The sequence below is a fragment of the Paractinoplanes abujensis genome (genome assembly GCF_014204895.1).
GTDB lineage: Bacteria > Actinomycetota > Actinomycetes > Mycobacteriales > Micromonosporaceae > Actinoplanes > Actinoplanes abujensis.
The window spans coordinates 3,036,323-3,048,454 of record NZ_JACHMF010000001.1 but is presented as its reverse complement, the minus strand read 5'-3'; the positions used below and the strand labels follow the sequence as shown (position 1 = coordinate 3,048,454).

Sequence of the window (12,132 nt, the reverse complement as noted above, 5' to 3'; positions counted from 1 at the left end):
ACTACTTCAGGAGCTCGAGATGGTGCGCCAGACCACGATCAGTCGCCTACGGCGGCGTAGCTAGCTGTCCTCGCAGCTCACGCCGCCGCCCCCACGGGACGGCGGCTTTTTTGTCCCCTTTTTGTCCTCGTAGCTCAGCGGATAGAGCATCGGATTACGGATCCGAGGGCCGGGAGTTCGAGTCTCTCCGAGGACGCGTCGCGGTAGCCCAACGGCAGAGGCAGCTGTCTCAAACGCAGCTCAGTGCGGGTTCGAGTCCCGCTCGCGACACGGCAGTACCCGATGCGGGCTGGTGCAATCCGGCAGCACGTCCGGCTCTGAACCGGAAGGTTGGAGGTTCGAATCCTCCGCCCGCAGCGAAACGTGGAGAGCTGGCCGAGTCCGGTTGAAGGCGGCGGCTTGCTAAGCCGTAGCGGGGGAGACCTCGCCGGGGGTTCGAATCCCTCGCTCTCCGCCACGTCGTCGTAGCTCAGCAGGTCGGAGTGCCGCCCTGATAAGGCGGAGGACGGTGGTTCGAGTCCACCCGGCGACACCGTCAGCCGGCCCGCCGGCAGCGGACGTGCGAGACCCGGAAGAGTGACCGCTTACCGTCGGACCACGACCGACGCGAGGAGATCCGTACCGTCCGGGCATGATCAATCCGGGGACCGAGCCGGTGGAGGGTGCGCGGGAGGAGCTGGCGCGGGCCAACGTGGACGCTTTCCTGGGAGCGGTCCGGCGACGTGCGGGGGAGCTGGACGACGTGTCCGTCAAGCGGCGCGTGGCCGAGCTGACCGGTGAGCCGGTCCGCGACCCCGGCGCCGATCGCGACGGGCGGTTCGGGTGGGACCTGCCGCTCTCCGACGGGCGGGCCGTGCGGCTGCTCATGCCCGGCGTCGACCTCGCGCTGATCCGCGACGACATCACCGCGCAGGCCCCGTGCCTCTACGTCAACGGCAACGCCTGGTGGTGGAACGGCGCCGTCGACTCCGTGGCCGGCGAAGGCCTGGAACTGGCGTAGTCCCTCAGCCGATCACCACCTCGCTGACCGGCAACCGGTGTGTGGTCTGCGTGTTGGCCAGCCACAACTGGACGCCGGCACCCTTGAGCTCCACGGCCAGTTCCCGCTCCGCGACCTCGTGCCCGGCCGCCACCAGACGTTCCCGTACGGCGTCGAACTCGCCCGGCAGCACGGTGACGCCCGCGTAGCCGACGTGGTCGGCCCGGACGATGTGGATCCGCTCGACCCGGTCGCCTGCCGTGTACCGCACGACCAGCCCGTCGTCGAAAAAGGTGTCCTCGGCCGCGTCCGGCCCGGTCGTCCAGGTCAGGGCGTCGTGCAGACGAGCCCGTACGGCCGCCCGGGTCTCGCCCAGAGCCACCACCCCGATGCCGCGGCCGGGCTCGACGACGTGCGACATCACCGGCTCACCCGTCGCCCCGCCCGCGACCGGCAGAAGCTCGCCGCCGATGCGCTCAGGGGCCGTGACCGCGACGCCGTACACCTCGCCCTCCTCCACGGCCACCGCGATCGTCCCGTCGCCCAGAGTCCAGCCGCCCTCGTCGTCCTCCACGAGCTCGACGCCGACGCCCCGCAAGTTCGCGGCCACGTCCGCCGCGTCGCCGCCGAGCCGTACGCCGTGGAAGCTCACCGTCCACGGGGTCGGCCACCTCGACCAGGTACAGACCTTGATCGTCGGAGCACGTGAGCATCAACAGGCCGGCCTCGTACTGGTCGGTCAGGTCCGACGCGTAACCCCGGCGGAAGGCTTGGAACGCCCCGAACCGCTCCCGCAGCGCTGCCCGCGCCGTCCCGAACCGCGCCGGCCCCACCCCGGCCCCGGGCTCGATCTCCGAGACGTCATCGATCACGACCCAAAGGATGCACCCCACGACGATGGGTGTCGCGGGCGGGCCCCGGATCGGCTCAAGGCAGGCGGGACGCGAACTGGTCGCGGATGAGGGCCGTCGCGTCGGCTGGGGGGAGGGGGCGGTGGAAGAAGAAGCCCTGGCCGATGCCGCAGCCCATGTCGATCAGGGCGGTAGCCTGCTCGGCCGTTTCGATGCCCTCGGCCACCACGGTCATCTTGAAGGCCTCGCCCAGGTGCACCACGGCCTCGCACACCGAGCGGGCCTCCGGGTCGTCGGCGATGCCGGTGACGAACGAGCGGTCGATCTTGAGCACGGTGACCGGGAGGCGGCGCAGGTAGCTCAGGGCCGAGTAGCCGGTGCCGAAATCGTCCACCGCCAGCTGGATGCCCAGGTCGCGCAGGGCCTCCAGGCGGCCGATGGTGAGCGGGTCGGGCTGCAGGATCACGCTCTCGGTGATCTCCAGGGTGAGCCGGTCGGGCGGGAAACCGGTCTCGGCCAGGATGGTCTCGACGGTCGTGACCAGGTCGGCCTGCGCGACCTGCTTGGGCGACAGGTTCACGGCCAGCCGCAGGGCGTCCGAACCCGGGATTCCCGTACGCCACCCGGCCGCTTCCCGGCACGCCGCGCGCAGCACCCACGCCCCCAGCGGCACGACCGCCCCCGTCTCCTCGGCCAGCTCGATGAACTCACCGGGTCCGAGCAGGCCCCGTACGGGATGGTTCCAGCGCACCAGGGCCTCGACGCCGCGCACCGCGCCGGTGGCCAGCGTGACCGCGGGCTGGAAGAACACGACCAGTTCGTCCCCGGCGACGGCGCGCCGCAGCTCGGCCTCGCGGGCCTTGGTGTCCATCACGTCGGAGTAGAACTCGAACCGGCCGCGCCCGGCGCGCTTCGCCGCGTACAGGGCGGTGTCGGCCTGCTGCAACAAGGTCTCGCCGGAGGCGTCGGGGTCGTCGCGGACCGCCACGCCGATGCTGGCCTCCACCATGAGCACGTGCTCACCGAAGACGACCGGCATGCGCAGTTCCTCGAGGAGCCGGGCGGCGATCGAACCCGCGGCCTGCCGGGTCGGCAGGTTCAGCAGCAGCACGGCGAACTCGTCGCCGCCGAGCCGTCCGGCCAGGTCGCCGTCGCGGATCACCCGGCGCATGGCGTCGGCCGTGGCGACCAGCACGGCGTCGCCCGCCTCGTGACCGAAGGTGTCGTTGATGGGCTTGAACCGGTCCAGGTCGATGAGCAGCACCGCACTCTGCCGGCCGGACCGGATCGGCTGACCGGCCAGCAGGTCGAGGCGTTCGGTGACCAGGATGCGGTTGGCCAGGCCGGTGAGCCCGTCGGTGACCGCCATCTCGCGGTTGTCCCGCAGCGCGTGCGACTGCCGGGCCATCACCAGCAGTGTCAGGACGGCCGCGCCGAAGATCATCCCGCCGTACGGGTTGATCGGCAGGTGCGACGACTGGACGGCGAGCAGGACGTAGGCCGCGATGCTGGCCGCGTACGGAAGAAGGAAGACCGCGTTACGGTCGCGCCGCCTCGAGGTGGCGTGCCGCGGGCGCCGATATTGCTGGTCGGCCGCCAGCACCAGCAGGAAGCAGCCGTCCAGCCACAGCAGGTCCGGCCAGGAGCCGCCGGTGAACCCGCCGTTGAGCTGGAGCCAGCTGTACGACACGTCGGCGCTCACGGTCAGCGCGATCGAGGCGGCCAGCAGACGGATCGGGGCCGGCACCTCCGGCTGGTGCCGCCGCAGCATGGCGGTCGACATGGCCAGCACGAGCAGCAGGTCACCGATCGGCAGGGCCGCCGTGAAGGTCCGCTGCCACGCGGTCAGGCCGGACGCGTTGAGGATCGGGCCGAGCAGCAGATACCAGATGGCGATGAACCCGCCCGCGCCCACGATCAGCGCGTCCAGGGCCAGTTTCTGCCGGTCCCGGCGGCGCCGGTGCTGGCCCGGCAGCATCAGCAGCCCGGCGAACATGAACGGGGAGAACAGCAGGAAACAGTAGTCGGCGGCCGACGGGTAGGCCGTCGTCTCCAGGAAATGGGACTGCACGAACCAGGAGCCGTGCGCGGCCAGCTGACAGACGAACGCGACGGCGATCACCCGCCAGGCCCGCCGGGTGCGCGGCTCCTGCCGTTTCGAGACCGCCACCCGGACGGCCAGCACCGTGAACGCGAGCGCGAGCGGCACATATGTGGCGTCGGTGACCAGCGTACGGGTCTCCGGACTGCCCCATCCGCCGAAATACCACACCTGCTGCACTGCCAGCAGGACAGCGCAGACGAGCACGCACACCGCGCTCGCCCGCCCGGTCCGGACCCAGGTCAGCATCACTGATCTCTTCGACCGCACCGGTAACCATCTGAGCCGCCGAGCGGTTTCCGCCGTCTCAGGCCGGTTCGGTGGACGGGGGCTGCGTCTTGTAGGCCATGACCAGGCCGATGACGAACAGCGCGACGCTGAGCTGCCACAGCTGGGCCGGGTTCTCGCGGCCGTCGGCGGCCAGCACCGCGCCCAGGGTGAACGCCGCCGCGAGCAGGCCCACCGCCCAGCTCGCATAGAACCGCCGGCTGCGCGGGCGGGGAGCCGGCGCCGCGGAGGTGTGCACGCCGGGGTTGGCCGCCACCCACTCCGCCGCGACCGTCACGGGCACGCGCGGGATGCGCAGATCGCCCGTGTGCGAGCGGTCCGGCGTCTGATCGGGCAGCCCGCGGCCCCGCATCAGCGACAGGACCGCGACGGCGGCCACGCTGACCAGCAGCGGGTGGTACGGACCCCCGGGCAGGTCGGCGAAGCCGCTCACCGCCCAGTCGGCCAGGACGGCGAGGATCGGCAGCGGCGTCCACGGCGCGTATCGCAGCCACCGCCGTACGTCCCGGGCGGCTGCCGGGTCCATCGGCAGCCGGAGCGCGGGCCGGCGGCGGAACCCCCAACGGCCCACCGGAGCATCGACCCAATCCGGCTCGGCGGCGCCGGTGGTGACGGCCAGCGGCGGGATCACCAGGCCGGGCACCCGTCCGGCCGGGACGACGAGATCGGTGCGCTCCATGACCACATGACCTTAGTAGCAGCCCACGGCGAGCACACCGGCCGTTCAGCTTGTCGAAATCTGGGGTAGGTTTCTGACAAATCACTGCATGCGGGGGGCCGGGGCACATGACCGATGGCGCGGAGAATCCGATCGCCGTGAAGCTGGGGCACCTGTTCGGGGCGAGCGACACCGACGGCGACGGATTCGTCGACTGGAGCGACTACGAACGCCTGATCAGTCGCTACCTGGACGGATACGGCATCGAGGCGGAGGATCGCCGGGCGCATGCGCTGCGCGCCGCCTACCAGAAATACTGGTCGGAGCTGCGGCAGCACGCGAACGGCGCCGAACGGCTGTCGGCGGAACAGTTCGTCGCAGCCAACCAGGCCGACAGCAGCCGGTCCACCATCGCCGAGACGGTCCCGCAGGCCATCTTCGACGTGATGGACACCGACGCGGACGACGCCATCAGCAAGCCGGAGTACAAGGTCTTCCTGGAGGCGTGGGGCGTGTCGGACCTCGAAGCCCTCAACGTCTTCCTGGAACTGGACACCGACGACGACGGCCGCATCAGCCGGACCGAATTCATCGGCGCCATCGGCGACTTCTTCACCTCACCCGAGCTCGACTCACCGGCCAGCCTCTTCTTCGGCCACATCGAACGCTAGACCGCCGGCTTGACGGGGAGGGTTCGGATCGCGGTCGCGCAGACTGCTGTCACTACGGACCGTGTTGAGAACGGGCGGGTGGTCCACGCCGCCATGCGTCAGGCTGCGGGCCAGGAGGCGCGGCTCGTGTTGTCCGCCAGGTGTCCCCCCATCACCGTATGTCCCCAGCCGGGTCGCTCCTTCTCGGCCGGTCCTCACGCTTTCTTGAGCCTGCTGCGGTATGACTGGCCGGCTTTCCGGCCAGTGCGCTGTTGATCGAACAGCAGTGTGGCGGCGCCCGTCCCCGTGCGGGCGTATGAGCCGAGCCTTATGCACGCTTCGACCCCTTGGCTCATGACTTCTTCTCATCCTCCGCGCTTACCAGCGCTATGCCAGATTTGGACTGTGCCGGGCGCAAGTCGCGAGGGAACGCTGACTTGATGACGCGATCCGCAAAGTGCCGCCATCGTGGACAGCCGTGAGGTGGACGTCACTGATCGTGGCTATCATGTGAGTCTCTTGCTGAGGGGGCCTTGATGTCGCACGTGGTGCAGTACACGGTAGATGACGGCACGGTCGTGTTCTTCGAGGTGGAGCCGCCGGATGGATTCGAGCAGGCATCGACCGAGCGGGTGGTGGGTAAGGTCCGTGAGGCGATCGGCCCGGCAATCGAGGCCGCCCGCGAAGTGCTCGACCGGGTGAAGGCGCATGGACCGCGCGAGGTAGAGGTGAAGTTCGGGATCAAGGTGAGCGGCACGATGAACTGGATGGTGGCCAAGGCGGCCACCGAAGGGAATTTTGAAGTCACCTTGAAATGGCAACCGGGCTCTGACCGTGGTGCGGCTACCTCATCGTGAGCGGGTCGGCCGCTCCGGAGTCTGATTCGTGGACCTTGGCGGTTCATGACTTGGAGCGTGACGGCGCGGCCGGGTTTGCACCGCTGGGCACTGCGGTAGCGATGGATGAGCGCCGAGCGTTGACCTGCGCGCATGTAGTGCTGGCCGAGGGCGGGGTGTTGCGGACCGCGATTTGGGTGTCGTTTCCGAAGACCTCTTTGTGGAAAGTCCGCCGTCCGGTGACGCGAGTCGAGTACGACCGGGACGACCCCCAGATCGCCGACGTTGCGGTGTTGCACTTCGACGAGGATCTGCCCACCGAAGTGGAACCGGCTCGGTTGCGGGCGCCCGCGCCCAAGGACTTGAAAGGCCTACGGTGGTGGGCGTTCGGGTTCCCGGCCAGCAGCCGCCTAAACGGCAACGAGGCGGAAGGTGAGATCGGCGCAGCTCTTGCGCATGGCTGGGTGCGTTTGGACACGGATTCGCCCTATCCGGTTGAGCAAGGGTTCTCCGGTGGAGGTCTATGGGTGCCGCAGTACGGCGGCGCTGTGGTCGGGATTGTCGGGCAGGCGCGTAGCAGTTCGAGCAAGGTACGGCCGGGTGATGCCCAGGCTTTGACGCTGGCCCAGGCGGACGTCTTCCTGCCCATGGAAAAGTTACGGGTGCTGGTGGACTGGCAGGCAGTCGACGCCGGTGCAGTGGCGTTGGCCTCCTGGGGCTGGCAACTTGCCGAAGATCTGGAGGCGGCCCGGCACTTCGGGTCTCGGGCCCGGGGCGTGACAAGTGCTGCCGAACGCGGCTACCGGTTCCGCGGGCGGGTGGCCGCCTTGCGAGTCATCAAAGGCTGGCTGGACCGGGAACAGCCCGACCGACGAGTTCTCGTGGTGACCGGTTCACCCGGAGTGGGCAAATCCGCGGTGCTCGGCCGCGTCGTGACGACCGCTGACCGGGCTTTGACAGCGGGGTTGCCGGCCGATGACATGGAGGTGCGGGCCTCGCTCGGGTCGGTGGCGTGTGCTGTGCATGCCAAAGGGAAAACTGCATTAGAAGTCGCCGTCGAGATTGCCACGGCGGCCTCGGCAGCACTGCCGGACCGGCCGGAGGACTTAGTTGAAGCGATCGCCGACCGGCTGGAGTTGTCGTCCAGCCGGTTCAACGTCATCATTGACGCTCTCGACGAGGCAGATACGGCTGACGAGGCGCGGCTCATCCTCGGCAAAGTAGTGCTACCGCTGGTGCAGACGTGCGCCTCGCTCGGCGTACAAGTGGTGGTCGGCACCCGTCGGCACGACAGTTACGGGAATCTCCTCGACCGGCTCGAGGGCGTCGCAAAATTCGTCGATCTGGACGACGCCGAATTCTTCGAGCTGGCGGATCTGAGGGCGTACGCGTCAGCCACATTGCGGATGGTCGGCGACGAGCGGCCAGGCAACCCGTACGACGCGCCCGGTAATGCCGATGCGGCGGAAGCGGTGGCCGACCGCATCGCTCACCTGGCTGGAAGAAACTTCTTGGTAGCCGGGCTGGAGGCACGCCGACGTGGTATGTACGACAAGCAACTTGCCGATCCCGCCACGGTGCAATTGACTCCGAGCGTGGATGACGCGTTACACGCCTTCCTCGCTCAGCTTCCGGCGGTCGAAGAAGTGCCCGCGGCCCAACTGCTCACCGCGTTGGCCTACGCCGAAGCCCCAGGCTGGACGGTCCCGCTTTGGCAAACGGCGATCACCGCCCTCGGCGCCCAGGTCACTGAACCCGGTCTTGACCGATTCGCCCGGTCGGCAGCGGCCAACTTCCTTGTGGAAAGTTCGGTCGCAGGTAACGAGCCGGTCTTCCGGCTCTTCCATCAGGCTCTCAACGACGGGCTGCTGAGAGAACGGGGCGCTCGCGGTGCCCGGTCCGATGAGATTGCGTTCACTCAGGCTATGACCGAGCTCGGACGGTCCCAGGGGTGGGACCGCGCGCCTTCCTACTTGCTTCGTTCACTTCCGGGACATGCGGCTCGGGTCGGCCTGATCGATCAGCTCCTTGCCGATGACGAGTACCTGCTGAATGCGGATTTGCTCCGGTTGATTCCCAGCACGGCTAAGGCATCCAGCGCAGAAGCACGCACTCGAGCACAATTGCTACGGCTGACTCCTCAGGCGGCGACGGCGACGCGGGCCGAACGGGCTGCCCTGCTCAACGTCACCCAGGCTTTGCAGGGGTCCACGGCAACAATCACCCAACCTCATATGCCTTATCGTGCGAGCTGGGCGCACACCACCCCGCGGATCGAGCACGCCACGTTGGAAGGGCACACCGGTTTGGTGTACGCAGCGTGCGCGGTGCGCGTGGGTGAACAGACCCTGTTGGCCTCCGGTGACAGCGACGGGACAGTGCGGTTGTGGGACCCGGCCACCGGCGCGGTCCAGGCTGTACTCGGCGGACATAACGGCGTCGTACTGTCGCTCTGTGACATGAAGGTCCACGACCGGGTACTGCTGGTGTCGGGTGGCATCGATGGCACGGTGCGGTTGTGGGATCCGATGTCAGGTCAGCTCGACGGCGTGCTGACGGGCCACTTCGCCGGTGTGCGGGCGGTGTGTGAGGTCGAAGTCGACGGGGTGACGTTGCTCGCTTCAGGTGGCGATGACGGCAAGGTCCGGTTGTGGAACCTGAGCACGCGCCGGGCTGACTTTGTGCTAGCGGGCCGCTCCGACGGTGTGCGAGCGTTGTGCGGCATTGAGGTCGACGGCCTGACCTTGGTTGCGTTCGGCGGCGGTGATGGAAAGATCCGGTTGTGGAACCCACGTCATGACGGTGCCCCAGTAGTGGTGGAGGGCCATACCGGCTGGGTCAACGCGCTGTGCAGAGTTGAGGCCGGTGGTCGGGCTCTGCTGGCCTCCGGCAGCGACGATGCAACAGTGCGGTTGTGGGACCTGAGGGCAGACAGGTCCTCGGTCGTCATGGACGGGCACGTCGGTGGTGTGAGAGCGGTATGCACGGTGCAGGTTGACGGCCGGACTTTGCTGGCCTCCGGTGGTGACGACGCAACGGTGCGATTGTGGGACCCGGATACTGGCAACGCCGACATCGTGCTCGAGGGCCACACGGACAACGTGCGTGCGGTCTGTGGGGTCGAGGTCGGTGGTCGGGCTCTGCTCGCCTCCGGCAGCGACGACGCAACAGTACGATTGTGGGACCCGGATGCGGGCCGGCTTGCCGTCGTGCTCGAGAAGCGCGTCGGGCGTGTAAGAGCGGTCTGCGCGGTCCAAGTCGACGGCCGAACTTTACTGGCCTCCGGTGGTGATGACGCGATGGTTCGGTTGTGGGATCCGACTACTGGCAGCGCTGGAACCTTGCTCCAAGGCCACACTGGCTGGGTTCGTTCGGTATGCGCAGTCGAGGTCGGTGGCCGAACTTTACTGGCCTCTGGTGGTGATGACGCGACCGTTCGGTTGTGGGATCCGAGTACTGGTACTGCTGTCCTCGTGCTGGAAAGCCACACCCGCTGGGTGCGCGCGGTGTGCGCGTATCAGATCGACGACCAGACTCTGCTGGCCTACGGCAGCATCGACGCGACCGTACGGATGCGGAATCTTGCCGCCGGCCAAGTCGAAGCCATGCTCGAAGGTCACACCCGCATGGTGCGTGCGGTGTGCGGAGTGCAGGTCGACGGCCGGACCCTGCTGGTCTCTGGCAGTGACGACGAGACCGTGCGGTTGTGGGATGCGGCTACCAGCAGCCTCCACATGGTGCTGAACGGGCACACCGGTGGTGTCAACGCGGTGTGCTCAGTTGAGATAGCCGGCCGGATTCTGGTGGCCTCGGGCAGTAAGGACCGGACAGTGCGTTTGTGGGATCCGGTTACCGGGACCGTTCAAGTGGTTCTGGAAGGCCACACCAAAGGTGTCAACGCAGTGTGCACCATTGAGATCGACGGCCAGACCTTGCTGGTGTCCGGTAGCGACGATCGGACGGTGAGGGTGTGGGATCTCGGCACCGGGCACGCGACGATCATCGCGATTCACTATCCGGTGTATTCCTGCGCTCCGGTGGGGCGTGGCATCGCAGTCGGCGTCAGCTCCGGCCTCCTGCTCGTGAGGCCGTCGAGCAGCGCAGAGCGGACTGGTGCCTGAGATCGGGCGACAATGCGGGCCCGAGCGCCCGGTGGGGCTCTGGCAGAAGGGCTCCGCCCGCACTGCTCCAGTGAGCGCCGCGGCCTTCGGCGGTCCGCAGTCACCTCGGATGCCATGCTTCCGTGCACTCTTGGTTCTCCGTACGGTGCTCGGATACGCAGCGGATGATGGTGGCGGATCCTGAGACCCCGGATCGCAACTTACTGCCCTGCCTGCTCACGTTGATCGCGGTGGGTGACGACGCGGCTTGGCTGCCCGGCTCCGTCGCCACCATTCCCCACATGCGAGGTGCCGCACGGGCGGGCTGGCCGCCTATGCTTGCCGGCCATGATGTTCTGGCTGAACTATGTGGTGCCGCCCGGCTCGAGCCGGCAACCCCCGAGTGAGGTGACGACGTTCTGGTGTTCGGTCAGGTGCTCGCCACGGCCGTCGGTGATCGCTACGGCGAGTTTTCGCTGTTCCAGGAGCGATCGGCACTGACGTCGATGCCGCCGCGGTTCTGCGCGGCGACGCGGAGGCCATCGCGATCGCCCGGTTCGCTGACGCGTGGGTGCTCGAGCGCACCCCGCAGGCCGTACGGCTCCACGAGTTGCTGCTTCTCCGAGGGTTCGACACCTGTTCGCCACGCCACCGTAGGGATCTCGTGGCGCTGGTTCGCTGGCTCAGCGGGCAAGATCCAGCTCGCGACGACCGGCCGTCGCTCGGTGCCGTAATCCCATGATCAGCACCAGGGTGAGCAGGGCCAGCAGACCGGCGGCGCCGGCGACGACGTAACGCGTCGGCAGTCCTGTGGATCCCGTCACGGTGGCGGTGATCCAGTCGCTGATGTTGTCGGTGCGGGCGCTCAGGTCGGGCCCGGTGTGCGGGCAGCCGGGCCCGTTGCTGACCACCGCCACCAGCACCGGGCCGGCGTCGCGGGACTCGGTGAAGTACGGTCCGCCCGAGTCGTGCGGGCACGGGCTGGTGTCGCGGTGCGGGGCCCGGCCCGAGGTCTCCAGCAGGCTGTCCCCGACGGCGTCGATCACGAAACGGCCGGTCTGCAGCCGGGTGGCGGGCACGTAGCTGCCGTCGCGGGCGGTCAGGCCGAACCCGGTCAGGCGCAGCGTCGTGCCGACGTCGGGCGGGACCGTGCCGACCCGCAACGGTTCGATGTCGGTGACCTCGGTGGCCAGCCGGGCCAGGGCCACGTCGGTGGTCTGTGACTGCTTGACGCCGGTGACCTCGATCTCGTGGCCGCCGCGACCTTCGACCTGCGTACGGCCCATGATCGCCGTGGTGCGCCCGGCCACCGTACGGCTGACGCGCTGGCCCGAGGCGTCACGGAAGCAGTGCCCGGCCGTGATGATCCAGCGCGGGGCGATCAGCGCGCCCGAGCACGAACTGTCCCGGGTGCCCCCACCGTCGGCGGGCAGCCCGGTCATGGTCAGCAGAACCGCGAACGGGTACGCCCCCTCGCGCGCGTTCTCGCCGTTGGCGATCGCGTGGGCGGGCCGCGGCGTGCCGATGACGACCACCACGATCGCGAGACAGACCCGGAGCAGCTTCGACATGCCGCCATGATTCGCAGCCACCCGTCATCGGGCCGTCGGCGCCGCCTTGACGGTTTCTTTACGGCGGCCCGGATCCGTGCGTGCCGGGGATCAGACGT

At 68.5% G+C, this 12,132-nt stretch carries 9 protein-coding genes and 5 tRNA genes; 9 read left to right on the top strand and 5 right to left on the bottom strand.

The genetic code is table 11. The annotated features are described in order from the left end of the window. Window positions 1–123 precede the first annotated feature (123 nt). From BKA14_RS13760 to BKA14_RS13735, 6 genes are all read left to right on the top strand, one after another. Window positions 124–196 (top strand) — tRNA-Arg (locus BKA14_RS13760). A gap of 1 nt (window position 197) precedes the next feature. Continuing rightward, a tRNA-Leu gene (locus BKA14_RS13755) sits at window positions 198–270 on the top strand. Between the two features lie 13 nt (window positions 271–283). Next, window positions 284–357, top strand: a tRNA-Gln gene (locus BKA14_RS13750). A gap of 8 nt (window positions 358–365) precedes the next feature. After that, window positions 366–457 (top strand) — tRNA-Ser (locus BKA14_RS13745). A gap of 1 nt (window position 458) precedes the next feature. Further along, window positions 459–532: transfer RNA gene (locus BKA14_RS13740), tRNA-Ile, on the top strand. Between the two features lie 99 nt (window positions 533–631). Continuing rightward, a complete protein-coding gene (locus BKA14_RS13735; protein ID WP_184951312.1) occupies window positions 632–1,000 on the top strand; it encodes a hypothetical protein in 369 nt (122 codons plus the stop codon). 4 nt (window positions 1,001–1,004) lie between these two features. Here the strand turns inward: BKA14_RS13735 and BKA14_RS13730 are convergent, their stop codons facing one another. The 3 genes from BKA14_RS13730 to BKA14_RS13720 form a co-directional block, all read right to left on the bottom strand. Beyond that, complete coding sequence (locus BKA14_RS13730; RefSeq protein WP_184951311.1) at window positions 1,005–1,631, bottom strand: hypothetical protein; 627 nt, start codon at window positions 1,629–1,631, stop codon at window positions 1,005–1,007. A 275-nt stretch (window positions 1,632–1,906) separates the two neighbouring features. Continuing rightward, window positions 1,907–4,180 carry a putative bifunctional diguanylate cyclase/phosphodiesterase gene (locus BKA14_RS13725; protein WP_221477265.1) on the bottom strand — a complete coding sequence of 758 codons (2,274 nt, stop codon included), beginning with the start codon at window positions 4,178–4,180 and terminating at the stop codon, window positions 1,907–1,909. Window positions 4,181–4,238: 58 nt separating this feature from the next. Continuing rightward, window positions 4,239–4,898, bottom strand: coding sequence for a hypothetical protein (locus tag BKA14_RS13720; RefSeq protein ID WP_184951309.1), 660 nt, complete (start codon window positions 4,896–4,898; stop codon window positions 4,239–4,241). Between the two features lie 107 nt (window positions 4,899–5,005). On the opposite strand from BKA14_RS13720, the gene BKA14_RS13715 reads away from it, so the two are divergent. From BKA14_RS13715 to BKA14_RS13705, 3 genes are all read left to right on the top strand, one after another. Beyond that, a complete protein-coding gene (locus BKA14_RS13715) occupies window positions 5,006–5,548 on the top strand; it encodes an EF-hand domain-containing protein (protein ID WP_184951308.1) in 543 nt (180 codons plus the stop codon). A gap of 515 nt (window positions 5,549–6,063) precedes the next feature. Then, window positions 6,064–6,384 (top strand): CU044_2847 family protein, encoded by a 321-nt coding sequence (locus BKA14_RS13710; RefSeq protein ID WP_239093293.1) that lies wholly within the window; start codon window positions 6,064–6,066, stop codon window positions 6,382–6,384. A gap of 50 nt (window positions 6,385–6,434) precedes the next feature. Continuing rightward, window positions 6,435–10,484, top strand: coding sequence for an AAA family ATPase (locus tag BKA14_RS13705; RefSeq protein ID WP_184951306.1), 4,050 nt, complete (start codon window positions 6,435–6,437; stop codon window positions 10,482–10,484). A gap of 439 nt (window positions 10,485–10,923) precedes the next feature. On the opposite strand, the gene BKA14_RS13700 is transcribed toward BKA14_RS13705, so the two are convergent. Together BKA14_RS13700 and BKA14_RS13695 are read right to left on the bottom strand one after the other, a co-directional pair. Then, window positions 10,924–11,070, bottom strand: a complete 147-nt coding sequence (locus tag BKA14_RS13700) for a hypothetical protein (protein ID WP_184951305.1) — start codon at window positions 11,068–11,070, stop codon at window positions 10,924–10,926. Window positions 11,071–11,146: 76 nt separating this feature from the next. Then, window positions 11,147–12,034, bottom strand: coding sequence for a S1 family peptidase (locus BKA14_RS13695; protein WP_184951304.1), 888 nt, complete (start codon window positions 12,032–12,034; stop codon window positions 11,147–11,149). Between the last annotated feature and the right edge of the window lie 98 nt (window positions 12,035–12,132).